The following is a 15,768-nucleotide window of genomic DNA, read 5'->3' as shown; positions in this document are numbered from 1 at the left end:
TCGTCATGAACGCTATGCGTTCCTGCCGCCCGGCGCTGCGTGCGTTCAGCTTCGTCGTCGCCCGTTGGTCTGCTCCCGGCCACACTGCCGCCCGGCGCGCCTCCCGGCGGTCAGCGGTCCCCCAGCCCGTTCCCAGCGTCGCATCGCTTGAATTACGTCCAAACAGGCTTCCGGTGCGCCTATAGCGTTGCACTTTCCTCCCAATAGGGGTGCGCCGCGTAGTGCCGATGCACCCGCATCTCCCATTCCCGATCCATCCAGCTATCGTCGCTGAAATCGGGAGCAGCCTCGAGGAGCTGTTCCGTGACGTTCGCGAGGTAGCCTTCACGTTCCCTGTCGTATTTGAGAGAGCTCCATGGCAGCGGATGGTGGCCGGGGCGGAGGCACATGAAGCCGCAAAAGTTTACTACGGCGTAACGAGCATGACCCGAGATCTTATCGATCATCAGGTGATCGATTTCGCCGATCTCTTTGCCGCCCGGATCATAAATTTTGGCGCCCACGACGTGTTCGCTTGAGATCAGATTGAACTTGGGATGGGCAGTGGCGGTAGCCATTTTCCAGCTCCTATCAAGGTAGAGGGTAAGTGGGGTCGAGTGCCACCTTCGACGGCGCAAAAGAGTGATCGACCCAACCACTACTTGTTGGGACGACTTCGAGCGCGCATTGCGATCGAAAGATGTTGCGCCCCTTCTCGAAGGGCTTCAGGACAGACACGAAGGCCGGCCTCATTCTCCACAGCATGAGGCTTAGCTAGGAGAGGTTGCTCGCCCGGCAACGATCGCCGTCAGCAAAACACGCACTCTTTCCATGTTTTTTCATGTTTGGGTGATCGGGGAAGCTACAGAGGCGTTGAACTTCCCCATCTGCGATCCCATTTTTCAGTTCGCCGCCGGTCCTGAACTAGCGTTTGAAAATCAGCGCCCGCGAAGCCGGATTTTTAGCGACTGCTCGAGCAGAGCAGGAGTTCCGTTCAAGTCTAACCTCCTGCTAGCGCCAGCTGCTCTGCCCGGTGTCCAGATATTCGAACCATCATAAGCGGCGCCGGCGCTCATCGAGTTTCTCGATGCTGAACCCGAAGGAACCTTCAGTTCTTTTTTCATGGAGTTGTCCCAGCAGATCACACAGGCGTCTCATCATGAGTCTCACATCGGAACGCGCCTTCACGATAAATTTCGGACCAGTGCATCCGGCTGCTCACGGTGTGCTCCGACTCGTGCTCGAACTAGACGGCGAGGTGGTGACTCGCGTCGATCCCCATATCGGTTTTTTGCATCGCGGCACGGAGAAACTCATCGAAAACAAGACCTACCTGCAAGCGCTACCTTATTTCGACCGGTTGGATTATGTGGCGCCGATGAATCAAGAGCACGCCTTCTGTCTCGCGGCGGAGAAACTGCTTGGCCTCCGACTTCCAAAGCGAGCGCAGCTCATCCGCGTGCTCTTTTGCGAGATCGGCCGGCTTCTTTCGCATCTGCTCAATATCACCACTCAAGCGTCGGACATCGGCGCGCTCACCCCGAATTTATGGGGCTTCGAAGAGCGCGAGAAGCTGATGGTGTTCTATGAGCGCGCCTCGGGCGCGCGCATGCACGCCAATTATTTTCGCGTTGGCGGCGTGCACCAGGATTTGCCCGAACAGCTTCTCGAAGATATCCACTCATTCTGCAATCCCTTCTCGAAAGTCTGCGACGATCTCGAAACCTTGCTCACCGACAATCGCATCTTCAAGCAGCGGAACGTGGACATCGGCGTCGTAAGGCTCGAAGACGCATGGGCGCTGGGTTTTTCCGGCGTGTTCGTCCGGAGCTGCGGCGCCGCGTGGGATTTGCGTAAAGCGCAGCCTTACGAATGCTATGAGGAATTGGACTTCGACATTCCTGTCTCGAAACACGGCGATTGTTACGACCGCTACTGCATCCGCATGGAGGAGATGCGACAGTCGACGCACATCATGAAGCAATGCCTGGACAAGTTGGCGTCGACAGAAGGCAAGGGACCAATCGCGGTGGATAATCACAAAATCACGCCGCCGAAGCGCGCCGAAATGAAACGCTCGATGGAAGCGATGATCGAACAGTTCAAGCTGTACACCGAGGGCTTCCGCGTGCCCGCGGGCGAGGTCTATGCCGCGGTCGAAGCGCCCAAGGGGGAATTCGGCGTCTATCTCGTCTCTGACGGGACCAACAAGCCATACAGGTGCAAGATCAGAGCGCCGTCCTTCGCCCACCTTGCTGCAACGGACTACCTTACGCGAGGCCATATGCTCGCCGACGTGGCGGCGATCGTCGGTTCGCTCGACATTGTCTTCGGGGAGATCGATCGATGACGACTGCTCTGGCGGACAAGACTTGCACACCCTGCCGCGGCGGCATTCCGCCGCTCGAGCGCGAAGAAGCCGAGGCTCTTCGAGCGAATTGCAAAGATTGGGAATTGCCCGACGATGGGCATCGCATCGAGAGAAAATTCCACTTCACGAATTTTCGCGAAGCCTTGAACTTCGTCGAAGGGGTCGGCGAACTCGCCGAGGCCGAGCGTCATCACCCCGAAATCTGCTTCGGTTGGGGCTACGCAAAAGTGTCCTTGCAAACCAAGAAGATCAAGGGCCTGCATGAGAACGACTTCATCATGGCCGTTAAGATCGACCGGTTGTTCGATAGCACGCGCGCTTCGGTCGCCGACCGGAATAAATAGGAAGCTCCACGCAGCCCTATGGCAGAAGGAGAACTATGAGAACTCATAGACACAGCCCTACCATCGGACCATTTTCCGTCCGCTCCAAAGGGTCGGAGAAGAAATTAACCAGAGACGTAGGCGGTCGGCTTACCGATCCCCAAGGAAGTTACGAACGCTATATGGCCCTCGCACGCGCCGCTGGATTTACGGGAGATGCGACCGAAATGGAGAACTGTTACCAACACGCAGAGCATTATTTTCGGCTAATGAGCGAACAGGCCAACAGCAAAATCAGAAAGCTCGGCGCACAATGACGATCACCTTGAACCACACCATCGTGCCGGCTCGCAACAAAGAAGCTGCGGCGCGCCTATTCGCACAGATTTTCGGTCTCGATTTTGAGGGAGGGAGTGATCATTTCGCGCCGGTGCGCGTGAACAGCACGCTGACGTTCCTATTCGACGACAGTGCGTCATTCCAAAGCTGCCACTACGCGTTTCATGTCAGCGACGCTGAATTTGACGCCATCCTTCACCGCGTCCAGGATGCCGGAGTCGCTTATGGAAGCGCCCCTTGGAACATCGACGACGGCATGCTCAATGACTGGAATGGCGGTCGCGGAGTATATTTCAAGAACCCGGACGGTCATGTTCTCGAATTGATGACCGCGCCGCGGTGACGGCCGTTCGTAGCCATGGGGTCCAGGATCGGCGTAGGTGAAAATTCGCCCCACCGACACCTGCCAGAAAGACAATGACGCTGCACGGCGATTTCGCTCTTGCGGGGCTCGTGATCGAAGAGAGAGGCTGGACCTACCTCGTTGTCTTTACGGCTTGGAGTGCGTCGATGCTTCTCCGTCGGGCGTCTCTTCTGGACTGAGATACTCAACTGTCGAGGAAGCAAGGTAATTCTTGAGCCAATTTAACATCGCCTCTTCTTGACACAGAATATCCTGACACGTTGCACGCGTCTCGCTGTCTCCGACAGCTGCGGCTGCAGCAATAAGAATATTATAGCATGAAATCTCCGTGATAGCGCGCTTGACCAGCTTATCGCCCACGAACGCCCCGCTGAGATCCGGCTGCGTAGCTATAGATTGCCCAACTAATTCCTTCAAAGTAGGCGCGCCTTCACGTGGCCGCTCTAAATATCCCTGCAGTGCGGTTGCCTGTTCCCGCATTTCTTGGAGATGGCGTTCAATTTGCGCTTTTACATCTGGGTATATTTCGATCCGCTTCGCGAGTGCATCAAGCATTGTCGTAGCTTGCTTCTCCATTGCCTCGGCGTCGCGAAACCACTCCGTTAGTCCATTTTCTGCGGTTGCCATGTTCTCTTCCGTGCAAAAGTGGGCGGTAAGCGGACGCCACTGGCTTCGAACCGTTCTAACGGCAATTCAACTCATTCACGGTTAAAACAGACTTTTGCCGCCGACGCAGGTCACCCCTCCCGCGCCGCCTTCGCTCTGTCCGCCGAAGTGGAACGACGCTGAAGAGGAACGGCCAAGAGCTGCGCAAGCGTGACCTCAGCACCTCCGCGGAGCTCTTCGATAACCAGAATTAGTGCGTTGCGCGGGCACGACCATATGCTGAACGCGTTCGAGGGATCGCTAATGCACAGGGCAAACGGTCGATGCAGCGCACCGCGCGATCACTGCCGTTTACGCGAGAGCGTGAGAACTCTTTCTAAAGTCGCGCCTTCACTGGCGGCGTGTGCGACAATTTCGGAATCGCCTCTGCCAATCGAGCGTTATCGCTCTATGTTTTCCCGAGGAGAGGAGGAAGGCCCCATAAGCGGCCGTTTCAGCGCCTACAATGGCCTTGAATATCACCCAAAAGCTAATCGAATGTCATCGCGTGAGCGGGGGCGGCTTAGCCGGCGCGCCGCTTGCGCTGCGGATCGATCAGACCCTCACGCAGGACGCGACCGGCACGCTCGCGATGCTATCGCTCGAAGCGATGAAGCTGGATCGAGTGAAGACCGAAGTGAGCGTTCAATATGTCGATCACAACCTATTGCAAATCGACAATCTGAACGCAGAGGATCACCTCTTCCTCGAAAGCGCGTGCCGAAGATACGGCATATGGTATTCGCGACCCGGCAACGGGATCAGCCATCTCGTTCATATGGAGCGTTTCGGGCGTCCCGGTAAATCGCTACTGGGCTCCGACAGTCATACGCCGGCTGCGGGCTCGCTCTGCATGCTGGCGATCGGCGCCGGCGGATTGGATGTCGCGCTCGCAATGGCGGGTGAACCCTATTCGACGACAATGCCGGCGATATTCGGCGTGGAGTTGACAGGCGCTCTGCCGGACTGGGTCAGCGCCAAGGACGTCATCCTGGAGATGTTGCGGCGTCACGGCGTTGCCGGCGGTGTCGGCAAGATCATCGAATACCATGGCGCCGGGCTGCGCAACCTGACGGCGATGGACAGGCACGTGATCGCCAATATGGGCGCTGAACTCGGCGCCACCACTTCCGTCTTTCCTTCCGACGAGATGACGCGTGCGTTTTTGGAATCGCAGGAAAGAGGACATGACTGGCGCGAACTCACGGCGGACATGGGCTGCGGCTATGATCAGCACGATCAAATCAATCTCTCGAACCTAGAACCGCTCATCGCCAAGCCCTCGAGCCCCGGCAAGGTCGTCGCCGTTCGAGAAGTCCAAGGCGAAGAGATAGCCCAGTCTTACATCGGCTCCTCAGCCAACCCGGGATGGCGGGACTTCGCCATCGCTGCGGAAATTGTCCGGGATAGAACGGTCCCGCCCGGCGTCTCGTTCGATGTAAATCCGACGTCGCGGCAAGTGCTACAGATGCTGATCAATGACGGGCGCCTTGGCGCACTCGTGGCCGCCGGCGCGCGAATTCACCAGACCGGATGCAACGGCTGCATCGGCATGGGACAGGCCCCGGCGATCGGACGCAATTCACTTCGCACCACCCCGCGCAATTTTCCGGGGCGCTCAGGAACCGAAGAAGACTCGGTCTTTTTATGCTCACCCGAAACCGCCGCAGCCTCGGCTCTTGTCGGTAAAATCCGCGATCCGAGGACGCTAGACATTCCCTATCCGAGGCTCTCGCAACCGGCGATCCCGCATTTGTCCTCCTCCTTGCTTGAGCCGCCGCTTCCGATCGACGAAGCGCAGAAGGTCGCATTGGTGAAGGGTGCGAATATCAAGTCGCTGCCAGAATTCGATCCGCTTCCTGATGAATTGCAGATGCCTGTGCTTCTCAAGATGCAGGACGACGTGTCTACCGACGAAATTATGCCCGCTGGAGCGAGGGCGCTGCCTTACCGTTCCAACCTCCAGAAAATTGCTGACTTTTCATTTGAACGCGTCGATCCGACCTATGTCGCTCGCGCTCGCGCCATTGGGCAGAAGGCGGGGCATGCCGTGGTCGCCGGCAAAAACTATGGGCAGGGCTCCTCCCGCGAGCACGCCGCCGCGGCTCCGCGCTATCTCGGCCTCAGGGTCGTCATCGCGAAGAGCTTCGCGCGCATCCATCGGCAAAACCTCATCAACTACGGAATACTTCCGCTGCAGTTCCTTGAGCCGGCCGACTATGATCGACTGGAGCGAGACGACGCGCTTCGAATCCGAGATCTGCGCCGCCAGCTTGAAAGCGGTGGGGAGATCCTGGTGGAATCCTCAAAGGTTACGATAGAGACGCAACACGGCCTGACGTCGGATCAGATCGAGACCGTTCTCGCCGGCGGCGTCGTAAATCTCCGTCGAAACAACAGGCGCAAAGCCGCCTAGGTCCCGCAAAATCAAGGCGAGGTTTCTTACGGCTCCATGACCGCTCACTTTGAGGCGTTCATGCGGGCAGCGCTGAAGCGTGACCGCAGATATCCAATACGATCTTGCCGCGAGCGTGGCCGGCTTGGCTCGCTTGATGCGCTTCCGACGCTCGATCGAGAGGAAATCTCAGGCTCACGGTGGGCTTGAGCTTCCCCTTGTCGGCCAGCCCACCGAGATAGGCGAGATCCTCGCCATTCGGCCGGACCATGATCAGCCGCGCCTGTTTCGCTTGGCCGAACAACTTGGCGACCCGCTGGACCGGCCCCCAGAAGAAGAGATCGGGGCTCGGCAGTGTGGTGACATAGGTTCCGCCGGGAGCGAGCGCGTGGCGGCAAGCCGAGAAAGAACTCTTCCCGACGGCGTCGAAGATGACATCGTAATGATCTCTGCCGCCGAGACAGTTTTTGCGGCTGTAGTCGATGACGCAGTCGGCCCCGAGAGAGCGCACGAAGTCGACGTTCGCGGGTCCGCAAGTGGCCGTCGTCATGGCCCCGAGCGCCTTGGCGATCTGGACCGCGAAATGCCCGACGCCGCCGGCGCCGCCGAGGACGAGGACTTTTGCACCTTGGGACACACGGCCTATATCGCGCAGCGCCTGCAAAGCCGTGCAGCCTGCAATGGGCAGAGAAGCCGTCTCCGCGAAGTCCAGCGAGTCGGGCTTCCGGGCGGCCGCAGCTTGGTTCACGACCGCGAGTTCGGCGTAGGCTCCCCCACGCTTCGGATCGCTGAAGGCGAACACCGGGTCCCCCGCCTTGAACCTCTTCGCGAGGATGCCCGTCGACACGACCTCGCCGGCGATGTCGGACCCCAGCACGTATGGAAAGCGCAAGCGGAGGAAGAGGCGCAACTGGCCTTGGCGTATCTTCCAATCCAGCGGATTCACGCCTGCGGCGCGCACACGGATCAGGATATCTTCGTTGCCCGGCTTCAAATCAGGGGCCTCGCGCGCCTGCAACTCGCCGGCATCGCCGTAGCCATCGATGGCGATCGCTTTCATACTCGAACTCCGCGTTTGCTATGGTTCGACCTCGCCGTCCAGGACTCGACCCTTCCCCTGCCGGCGGGCCGTGCGTCCTCTCCGGGGTGGAAGCTTGCCGGCCTTCGCTGCTCAGGCGCGGTGAGCCTCGGTTTCGACCAGCATCTTTTGCAGCCATTGCATATAGGGTGTGCCGCCTGTTCCCGTAGGATCGTCAGTCCGGCGATTGATGTATTCCTCCGCCCAGCCGTAATGCACCCGGCGGAAGGCCGCCATCGCGTCAAGGATGGCGTTGTATGGCTCTTTATGCATGGGGCTGCGGATGTCGGGCATGGCCTCGACCTCCTCGATCAGCGCCCGATGCTCGGGGGGCATGTAATTACGCATATCGTCGAGGTGATCCGTGAGAACGGATCGTTGGTGGGGAATCTTCATGAAGGCGACCAGCGTCGGCATGATGCTGCTTTGTGCGCCGGTCTCGCCGCGAAAATGCATGGGCGCGCGGTCGTCGCCTTCATAGGTCACGTTCTCAAAGAAGCGGATGTAGGGTCGGAAGGTCTTATAGTACAGCTGGGAATCCATGTGCTCGGGAATGCGTTTGAGCACCTCCACTTGGCGCCTCACGCATTTTTCGATCCGCCACAGTTCGGCGCGAAGATCCTCGTCCTTTTCTTCAGTCTGCTTGCGCTTGACCGTCGCGATCGCGCCGAGGATGTCGGCTGCGATCGACTCGATTTCGACATGCACAAGGATGAACCAATGCTCGTCGTACATGTGGACGAAGTTCTGGATGGTGTCGATGTTGCCGAGCCGGATCGGGCCATCCTTGCGAAAGCGCTTCCAATTATACAGCGCATAACCGTCGTAGCTCAGGATCGGCGGACGCTTGAGCCGCCTCGCCGCGTCGATGAGCGGCTCGGCGATGTTGCGCGGGAGCGTCTCCGCCGGCTCCTCAGCGACTTGGTTGACATAGGCGGCGGCCAGAAAGCCGACCCGCACGTAGTAGAGGCGAAGTTGCGGCAAGGTCTCCTCGGAGACGGGGCCTTCCCACTTGGGAATGCGCAAGGCGCGCGCATAGCCCCGAAATGCCTTCTCATGAAGCAGGCTGGGAAGATCGCGCCCGATCTCATCGAGCGCGGCGTAGGGCGATCCTGAGGGAAACGCGGCGAGGGGATCGGTTTCCGGAAGGAAGCCGCGCCGGGCATACACCGGCTTCAACAGTTCACTGCCTTGGGTCCTGACGGCCGGCAATTGCTCAATTCGCTCCTTTGGCGATCTCGACCAGCGCCACCGTGTCGACGCCGCGGCAAGCAAGCGCTCATCTACTGGCGGGCGTCGGTGTCGAATCGCGTATGACGCCACCACCCGAAGGCATCGGCCAACGATGAAACGTTTCAGTCGTCACATCGAACCGCACCAACATGTCCGGCGTCATTGCCGACTCCGCATACCAGATCACATCGTCAATCACGGTGATGGCGAATGGCCATCTCGGCCTCCGCGCTCGTTGAATGCTTGCCCTTTCCGCCAGTTCGCGCTCAGAGATAGTTTCTTTTCGTATGGTTTCAAGGAGCGCATTCAGACGATGACGATGTGCGGCAGATGGTAGGAGAGACCGTGACGTAAGCTTGAAGCGGCCCGCTTTTGCACGCCGGCCGTCGCTGTCGTCCGCTCATCCAAAGGCCTGTGCGATGTCGGCGACGAGATCGTCCGGATGTTCGATCCCGATCGAGGCGCGAATGAGGGCTGGGGTGATGCCGATCTCACGACGCGCTTCTTCGCTGATGCCGGAATGCACTGTCGTCGTCGGGTGGCATATCAAGGATTCCGTCCCGCCGAGGCTGACCGCCAGCTTGAATATTTTGAGTCGATTGAGAAAGGCGAATGCTTCCGCTTGCCCGCCCCGAACCTCGAAGGAGAAGGTCGATCCTGCCGAATTGGACTGGCGCTCCATCAAGCGGCGCGTGGGATGATCGGCGGGCAGAAGCAGCGGATAATGAACGCTCGCAACCTTGGGGTGATCGGCGAGAAACTTCGCCACAATGACCGCGTTGCCGGCGGCGCGCTCCATGCGCAGCGACAGCGTCTCGAGCGAACGGCCCAGCATCCAGCATGAATGTGCGTCGAGCTGCGTGCCGAAACCGCCGCGCATCGCACGAATTGGTTGGAGATGCGCGCAAGAGCCAATGACCGCGCCGCCGATGAGATCGCTGTGGCCGCCCACATATTTCGTCAGCGAATAAAGCGACAGATCGGCGCCATGCCGTAGCGGCGACTGGAAAACGGGTCCAAGCAGCGTGTTGTCGCAACAGATGATCGGTCGTGCGCCCTGTTCGTGCTCGATGTCTTCGGCAATGCGCCTCACGAGCGCGATGTCGACCAGGCTGTTCATCGGATTGGACGGCGTCTCGACGAAGATCAAGGCGATGCGTCCCGCAGCCTTGGCGCGCTCGGCCGCGGATCGAATCTTCGCCTCGTCCAGCCCATCGGTAAAGCCGACGCCCGTGACGCCAAACTGCGCGAGGGTCTTGTCGATCAGAACTTCCGTGCCGCCATAGAGCGGGCGGCTGTGCAGGATCGTTTCGCCGGGCCGCACATAGGCGAGGATCGTCGTAAGGATCGCCGCCATGCCGGAGGAAAAAACCAAACCGCATTCGGCGTGCTCGTAAATCGCCAAGCGATCCTCGACGATTTCGAGATTGGGATGATTGAAGCGGGAATAGACGAGACCGGTTTTACTTTCCGGCGGAGGCGTGCGGCGTCCGGCCATGTAGTCGAAAAAATCGCGCCCCTGTTCCGCGGTCTGAAAGACGAAGGTCGATGTGAGAAACACTGGCGGCTTGACCGAGCCTTCGGAAAGCGCAGGGTCGTAACCATAACCGAGCATCAGCGTTTCGGGATGGAGCCGATGTCCGCCGATGCTGGCCTTGCGATAGCGGGCGCTGTCCATGATGAAGCCTCTCAATGGTTTGGCGCGACCTCCGCCAGCGCCTCGAGCGCGGCGTCGATGTCGGCCGGTGTGTGGTCCGCGCTGATTTGAAAACGAATCTCGTCTTCCTCCTTTGGCACCACCGGGAAAGTGAGGCCGGTGACGAGCACGCCCCGTCGCCACAAATGCGCGGTCAAGGACAATGTGCGTGCTGCGTCGCGCGTGAGCAGCGGAACCACTGGATGTTCTCCGGGCAGCGTCTCGAAGCCGAGCTTGACGAGTCCCGCCTTGAACCGAGCCGTCATCGCCCGCAAATGCGCGAGCAACGCCAGACCCGCCGGACTGTCCAATATGTCGAGCGCGCGATGGGCGGCGGCGGCCTCCCCCGGGGTGATCGGATTCGAAAAGACATAGAGCGGCGAGGTCTCGCGCAGATAGCGGATGACGATCTCGTCCGCGACGACATAGCCGCCGTTCACGCCGAGAGCCTTTCCCAGCGTCGCGACCAACACATCGACCGCCGGCGACTGCGTGTATTCCTCAGCGCCGCGGCCACTCGCGCCCAATGCGCCGACGCCGTGCGAATCGTCCACCACCACGATGGCGTTCTCGGCGAAAGCGCCATCATAGGCGCGCGCCAGCCCCATGATGCGGTCGAGAGGGGCATGGTCGCCGCGCATGCTGAAGACGCCGTCGGTCACGATGATCGCGCGGGCGCAGCTCTTGCCGGCTGCTTCGAGACAGCGCTCAAGTTCGCCCATGTCGACATGCTTGTAAATGCGCTTTTCGGCCGGCCGCGCTAGCGCGATCGCGTTGATGATGCAATTATGGTTGAGTTCGTCGCTGATCAGCGCGGTCCTGTCGGTGACGAGCGGCGGAATTACGCCCATGATCGCGGCGTACGCCGACGAAAACAGCATGGCCGCGGGCCGCCTGTGAAAGGCGGCGAGCCGCTGTTCGAGTGCGATATGCGGCGTCCAGGTTCCGCCTATGAAACGCACCGCGCCGGGCCCCGCGCCATAGTTCGCGGCCGCCTCCTCTTCGGCCGCCACCACTTCCAAACGTAGCGACATGCCGAGGTAATTGTTGGCGTTCATGCGCAGGAACGGCCAGTCGCCCTCGCCTGCGATCAGATAGCGCGGACCATCGCCGCCGCGTGCGGGAATAAAACCGCGAATCACGGTTTCCTTTCCCTTCAGCCGTCCGGCGCCCGCCAGCTCGTCCAGCCGCGTCGCGAGCGCCTTAGTCAATCCTTGCGTCGGCATGGGGCGTCTCGCTTTCGAGCCCGTCGTCTTTCGGCGCGGCTATCTTCGCGGATAACCGCGCGAACATGTCCGCTGTCATCGCGGCGAGATCGAAGCTCGGCGCAAAACGCCAATCCTCACGCGCGGCGTTGGCGTCGAGCGATTGCGGCCAGGAATCCGCAATCGACTGACGCAACGGGTCGACACGAAAATCCACGACAAACTGCGGCGCGTGCTTGCGGATTTCAACTACGAGTTCGACGGGCGTAATGCTCATCGCGGTCACATTGTATGCGTTGCGATATCTTAGCGGGGCGGCATCCGCTTCCATCAGCTCGATGATCGCGCTGATCGCATCCGGCATGTACATCATGTCGAGACGCGTGTTCGCCGAGAGGAAGCACGCGTAGCGCTCGCCCCGCACGGCCGCGTGAAACATCTCGACCGCATAGTCGGTCGTGCCGCCGCCGGGCGCTGCGCCGGCGGAAACGAGGCCCGGCAAGCGCAGGCCCCTCACGTCGACACCGAAACGGTTGAAGTAATAGTCGCACAGCAATTCGCCGGCGAGTTTGCTGACGCCATAGATGGTGATCGGACGCTGGATGGTTACTTGCGGCGTCCGCCTGCGCGGCGTCGAAGGTCCGAAAGCGGCGATCGAACTTGGGAAGAACAGCTGGCAGCCAAACCGGCGCGCCGCTTCGAGCAAATTGCGCAGGCCGCCCATGTTGACGTTCCAGGCGTCTTGCGGCCTCGCCTCCGCGACGGCGGAGAGAAGCGCAGCGAGGTGATACACCCTGCCAATGTCATATCGGCGTATGACGTCGGCGATCATTTGTGGCTCGGTGCAGTCGAGGCGCTCGTAAAGGCCGATCGCTGGCGCGCACGGCCTCAGATCGGAGGCGACAACGCGCTCGACTCCATAGCGTTCTTGCAGGGCCGGGACCAGTTCGGCGCCGATCTGGCCGAGCGCGCCGGTGACCAGGATGGGTCGCATCTCCCCCCCTAATGACGCCGCCAGCTCCCCCGCCCGGCGGCGTTTGCCGATGCGTGGGTGAGCGCCATACTCTCTAGTTATGGCTGTTTGCCGGGACGCCAATGTCGGCGCCGAAAGATTTCGATCCTTGCGTGAACGCCCCCGCCGGGTCCAATCCCAAAACCTCCAGGCCCGCCGCCAGAGATGACCGCTCCGCCTCTTGATAAAGCGTGAGCTCGTCTAGGATCTCGGTTCCCATCGCCTCTTCGAACGCCTTCCGACTGGCGCGTTCGACATAACTTTCGCGCCGCTCCTCCTTCAGATTCGATCGAAAAATGCCGGCGGCACTCACCGGCAAGAAATCCTCGTAAATGATCGGTTGGATTCGAAGCAGGCCCGCGCGCAGCAGTTCCTCGATCGACGCGGGCGGCGCAGCGCCTTCGTGGCTCACACCCTCGGCTGTCGGCGAATAGCGGAAGAAGGCGAGTCTCTCCGCGCGCAGCGTCGCGTCGTCGTCGGGAAATGCCGCGAAACGGCGTCCAAGCTCCTCGACGAAGGCCGCCGCATTCGAGCCGTCGGCCGCAAGCGGCGCGGCGGCATGGGCGTCGGCGAGGAGACGATCATAGAGCGATCGCCCTTTCGCGGTGAGCGCGGCGCCGCGTTGCTCGATTTCGCCAAAGCGCGCCGCGTGCACGCCCTCTGCGCGCGAGCCGTCCGCCTCCGTGAAAGAGATCGGTTCGGGAAGCGCTCTGAAACTCGTCTGACGCAGCAAGATCGGGCGGCGGCGACGCGGAGGGCCCTCGACGATCGCTTTCGGATTCATATTGCGTGCCGCCATCGCGCATTGGGCGGCGTCGATATCGAGTGCGCGCAAGGTCAGATGGTTGATGTGCGGCCCGTTGAAGCAAGCGACGTCGGCGATGAGCGGATGCGCTGCGAAAAACTTACGATACAGCTCGGCCGACACCGTCGCTTGGCTGCGCCAGCGGAACGTCTCGACGGCCTCCGTTACGAATTCGCGCGCCGCCCCTTCATCGAAGCCGCCATCCTTCTCGAAGTAGTCGAGCAGTTTCCGAGCACGCGGCGTGACGATCTCGCGCCGCGCGAGAATCGCGGCCGCTTCGCGTCGCAGCTCAATATCGTCGATCAGATCGAGGCGAAGAAGCGACGTGAATACGCGAAACGAATTACGACGCAGCGCCGCGTCGTCTATCGGCCGAAAGGCGGTGGAGTGTACCGGAATTCCGGCGACCGAAAGATCGTAATATCCGACCGGGACCATGCCCATGACAGCGAACAACCGGCGGACGATCGACAGCTCCTCGGCGTTACCGACGCGAATGGCGCCGTGACGTTCGACGCCAAGTCGACCGATTTCGCTTGCCTCTCGCAACTCCTCCTCCAGCTCCGGAGCTTCGCGCAGTGCGTCGCGATTGACCTTCGCGACCAGCTCCGCCAGCGCGGTATATTGCGGCGCTTCGAATTTGTACATGTCCGACATCGCCCGCGAGAACATCGCTCGGACGGCGTCGGCGGAAACGAAAGGCGTAGCCGCATTTATTCTCGCGGGATTTCTAACCTCCGACATCGAACGCCACTCCCTGCGCCAGCGGCAACTCGGCCGAATAATTGATCGTGTTGGTGGCGCGGCGCATATAGGTCTTCCAGCAATCCGAACCGGCTTCGCGCCCGCCGCCGCTGTCTTTTTCGCCGCCGAAAGCGCCGCCGATTTCGGCGCCCGACGGCCCGATGTTCACATTGGCGACGCCACAATCCGATCCCTCCGCGGACAGGAAGCGCTCGGCTTCGCCGACGTCGTTTGTGAAGATCGACGAAGCGAGGCCGTGCGCGACGTCATTGTGCATCCGAAGCGCTTGATCGAAGTCTTGGTGCTTCATCAGGTAGAGTATGGGCGCGAAGGTTTCGCGCCGCACGACGGGCACCTGCTCCGGCATCTCCACGAGCGCCGGCCGCACGTAGTAGGCGCCCGGAAAGCGATCCATGAGCAGCCGCTCCCCGCCCATGACGACGCCCCCGGCTTCGCGGGCTTCGTCGAGCGCCTCCTGCATGACCCGATAGGCGTTTGCGTCGATCAGTGGGCCGATCAGCGTGGCGCCGTCGCGGGGATCGCCGATCGCTACGCTGGCGTAAGCCCGGCGGAGGCGCCCGAGCGCATCGTCGTAGACCGCTTCGTGCACGAGCAACCGCCGCAGCGTCGTGCACCGCTGTCCGGCGGTTCCCATCGCGGCGAAAGCGATGGCGCGCACGGCGAGATCGAGGCCGGCTGACGGACAGACGATGGCGGCGTTGTTGCCGCCGAGCTCCAAAATGGCGCGCGCGAACCTTCGGGCAAGACGGGGCGCTACGGACCGGCCCATGGCGGTGGAGCCGGTCGCCGACACGAGCCGAATGCGCGCGTCGTCGACGAGCGTCTCGCCGAGCTCCCGCCCGCCCAAAACCAAGCCGCACAACTCCGCGGGAATGGCGCCGAAACGCGCCGCGGCGCGCCGAAATAGCGCCTGCGTCGCAAGCGCCGTCAGCGGGGTCTTTTCCGACGGCTTCCAGACGAAACCGTCGCCGCAAACCAGCGCGAGCGCCGCGTTCCAGGCCCACACGGCGACCGGAAAATTGAAGCTGGTGATGATCCCCACTACTCCCAGAGGATGCCATGTCTCCATCATTCGATGGCCGGCGCGCTCCGTCGCGATCGTCAGACCGTAGAGCTGTCGCGACAATCCACCCGCGAAATCGCATATGTCGATCATCTCCTGAACCTCGCCAAGGCTTTCGGACGAGATCTTTCCCGCTTCGAGTGTAACAAGCCGCGCCAGTTCCGGCTTGGCGGCGCGCAACTCCTCTGCGAGCAGGCGGACGAAGGCGCCTCGGCTCGGCGCCGGAACTTTTCGCCAGGCGTGAAACGCGCCTTCCGCATCTGCAATGGCGGTGGTCGCCGACTCGGCGTCGTCGAATTGCGGCCTCCCGATCGGTTCGCCGGTGATCGGCGAACGCGACTCGAATCCTCCGCCCTGGAAGGTCTCGGACGCAACGCCCAACCTCCCAAGTATCTCCGCGGCCTCTTGAGCAAGTTCGCCCGTCAATGCGCGCCTCCATGCGCTCGTCCCGCGCAGCCTCTTTGCTCGGCGAGTCGAGCTGGCCGCGCGGACTTG

At 61.1% G+C, this 15,768-nt stretch carries 14 protein-coding genes; 5 read left to right on the top strand and 9 right to left on the bottom strand.

The window, feature by feature from the left end:
• Positions 1-179 precede the first annotated feature (179 nt).
• Positions 180-557 (bottom strand): PRC-barrel domain-containing protein, encoded by a 378-nt coding sequence (locus H2LOC_RS20755; protein ID WP_136498111.1) that lies wholly within the window; start codon positions 555-557, stop codon positions 180-182.
• A gap of 581 nt (positions 558-1,138) precedes the next feature.
• Here H2LOC_RS20755 and H2LOC_RS20750 point away from each other — a divergent pair.
• From H2LOC_RS20750 to H2LOC_RS20735, 4 genes are read left to right on the top strand one after another with little or no spacing between them, the layout of a single operon-like run.
• Positions 1,139-2,329, top strand: a complete 1,191-nt coding sequence (locus H2LOC_RS20750) for an NADH-quinone oxidoreductase subunit D (protein ID WP_154331770.1) — start codon at positions 1,139-1,141, stop codon at positions 2,327-2,329.
• On the top strand, positions 2,326-2,694 hold the full coding sequence (locus tag H2LOC_RS20745; protein ID WP_136498110.1) for a 4a-hydroxytetrahydrobiopterin dehydratase: 369 nt from the start codon (positions 2,326-2,328) through the stop codon (positions 2,692-2,694). The genes H2LOC_RS20750 and H2LOC_RS20745 overlap by 4 nt, the downstream gene beginning before the upstream one ends.
• A gap of 35 nt (positions 2,695-2,729) precedes the next feature.
• Positions 2,730-2,990 carry a DUF4167 domain-containing protein gene (locus tag H2LOC_RS22030; RefSeq protein WP_136498109.1) on the top strand — a complete coding sequence of 87 codons (261 nt, stop codon included), beginning with the start codon at positions 2,730-2,732 and terminating at the stop codon, positions 2,988-2,990.
• On the top strand, positions 2,987-3,355 hold the full coding sequence (locus tag H2LOC_RS20735) for a VOC family protein (RefSeq protein ID WP_136498108.1): 369 nt from the start codon (positions 2,987-2,989) through the stop codon (positions 3,353-3,355). The genes H2LOC_RS22030 and H2LOC_RS20735 overlap by 4 nt, the downstream gene beginning before the upstream one ends.
• Positions 3,356-3,502: 147 nt before the next feature.
• Here the strand turns inward: H2LOC_RS20735 and H2LOC_RS20730 are convergent, their stop codons facing one another.
• The gene (locus H2LOC_RS20730; RefSeq protein ID WP_136498107.1) at positions 3,503-4,003 is read right to left on the bottom strand and encodes a DUF892 family protein; all 501 of its coding nucleotides are present in this window, start codon (positions 4,001-4,003) and stop codon (positions 3,503-3,505) included.
• A 484-nt stretch (positions 4,004-4,487) separates the two neighbouring features.
• Here H2LOC_RS20730 and H2LOC_RS20725 point away from each other — a divergent pair, with 484 nt between their 5' ends.
• Entirely contained in the window at positions 4,488-6,437 is a 1,950-nt protein-coding gene (locus H2LOC_RS20725) for an aconitate hydratase (RefSeq protein WP_136498106.1), read from the top strand.
• A gap of 58 nt (positions 6,438-6,495) precedes the next feature.
• Here the strand turns inward: H2LOC_RS20725 and H2LOC_RS20720 are convergent, their stop codons facing one another.
• The 7 genes from H2LOC_RS20720 to amaB form a co-directional block, all read right to left on the bottom strand.
• On the bottom strand, positions 6,496-7,476 hold the full coding sequence (locus H2LOC_RS20720) for an NAD(P)-dependent alcohol dehydrogenase (protein ID WP_136498105.1): 981 nt from the start codon (positions 7,474-7,476) through the stop codon (positions 6,496-6,498).
• A gap of 111 nt (positions 7,477-7,587) precedes the next feature.
• Entirely contained in the window at positions 7,588-8,664 is a 1,077-nt protein-coding gene (locus H2LOC_RS20715) for a PrnB family protein (RefSeq protein ID WP_246207334.1), read from the bottom strand.
• A 463-nt stretch (positions 8,665-9,127) separates the two neighbouring features.
• Positions 9,128-10,405, bottom strand: a complete 1,278-nt coding sequence (locus H2LOC_RS20710; RefSeq protein WP_136498104.1) for a cystathionine gamma-synthase family protein — start codon at positions 10,403-10,405, stop codon at positions 9,128-9,130.
• 11 nt (positions 10,406-10,416) lie between these two features.
• A complete protein-coding gene (locus H2LOC_RS20705; RefSeq protein WP_136498103.1) occupies positions 10,417-11,649 on the bottom strand; it encodes an aminotransferase class I/II-fold pyridoxal phosphate-dependent enzyme in 1,233 nt (410 codons plus the stop codon).
• Entirely contained in the window at positions 11,627-12,622 is a 996-nt protein-coding gene (locus H2LOC_RS20700) for an NAD-dependent epimerase/dehydratase family protein (RefSeq protein ID WP_136498102.1), read from the bottom strand. The genes H2LOC_RS20705 and H2LOC_RS20700 overlap by 23 nt, the downstream gene beginning before the upstream one ends.
• 73 nt (positions 12,623-12,695) lie before the next feature.
• Positions 12,696-14,189: a 2-oxoadipate dioxygenase/decarboxylase HglS gene (hglS, locus tag H2LOC_RS20695; RefSeq protein WP_136498101.1), complete on the bottom strand. Its 1,494-nt coding sequence runs from the start codon at positions 14,187-14,189 to the stop codon at positions 12,696-12,698.
• Positions 14,176-15,699, bottom strand: coding sequence for an L-piperidine-6-carboxylate dehydrogenase (gene amaB, locus H2LOC_RS20690; RefSeq protein ID WP_154331768.1), 1,524 nt, complete (start codon positions 15,697-15,699; stop codon positions 14,176-14,178). Before amaB ends, hglS begins: the two co-directional genes overlap by 14 nt.
• Positions 15,700-15,768: the final 69 nt, after the last annotated feature.

Source organism: Methylocystis heyeri (genome assembly GCF_004802635.2).
Classification (GTDB): Bacteria; Pseudomonadota; Alphaproteobacteria; order Rhizobiales; family Beijerinckiaceae; genus Methylocystis; species Methylocystis heyeri.
The sequence above is the reverse complement of the archived record's forward strand: the minus strand, read 5'-3'. Positions and strand labels throughout refer to the sequence as shown.

Bases quoted from the DNA above. Each gene is read 5' to 3' on its own strand.
- H2LOC_RS20705 (WP_136498103.1), bottom strand. From the start codon at position 11,649: ATGCCGACGCAAGGATTGACTAAGGCGCTCGCGACGCGGCTGGACGAG.
- H2LOC_RS20725 (WP_136498106.1), top strand. From the start codon at position 4,488: ATGGCCTTGAATATCACCCAAAAGCTAATCGAATGTCATCGCGTGAGC.
- H2LOC_RS20720 (WP_136498105.1), bottom strand. From the start codon at position 7,476: ATGAAAGCGATCGCCATCGATGGCTACGGCGATGCCGGCGAGTTGCAG.
- H2LOC_RS22030 (WP_136498109.1), top strand. From the start codon at position 2,730: ATGAGAACTCATAGACACAGCCCTACCATCGGACCATTTTCCGTCCGC.
- H2LOC_RS20745 (WP_136498110.1), top strand. From the start codon at position 2,326: ATGACGACTGCTCTGGCGGACAAGACTTGCACACCCTGCCGCGGCGGC.
- H2LOC_RS20750 (WP_154331770.1), top strand. From the start codon at position 1,139: ATGAGTCTCACATCGGAACGCGCCTTCACGATAAATTTCGGACCAGTG.
- H2LOC_RS20700 (WP_136498102.1), bottom strand. From the start codon at position 12,622: ATGCGACCCATCCTGGTCACCGGCGCGCTCGGCCAGATCGGCGCCGAA.
- H2LOC_RS20755 (WP_136498111.1), bottom strand. From the start codon at position 557: ATGGCTACCGCCACTGCCCATCCCAAGTTCAATCTGATCTCAAGCGAA.
- H2LOC_RS20730 (WP_136498107.1), bottom strand. From the start codon at position 4,003: ATGGCAACCGCAGAAAATGGACTAACGGAGTGGTTTCGCGACGCCGAG.
- hglS (WP_136498101.1), bottom strand. From the start codon at position 14,189: ATGTCGGAGGTTAGAAATCCCGCGAGAATAAATGCGGCTACGCCTTTC.
- H2LOC_RS20735 (WP_136498108.1), top strand. From the start codon at position 2,987: ATGACGATCACCTTGAACCACACCATCGTGCCGGCTCGCAACAAAGAA.
- H2LOC_RS20710 (WP_136498104.1), bottom strand. From the start codon at position 10,405: ATGGACAGCGCCCGCTATCGCAAGGCCAGCATCGGCGGACATCGGCTC.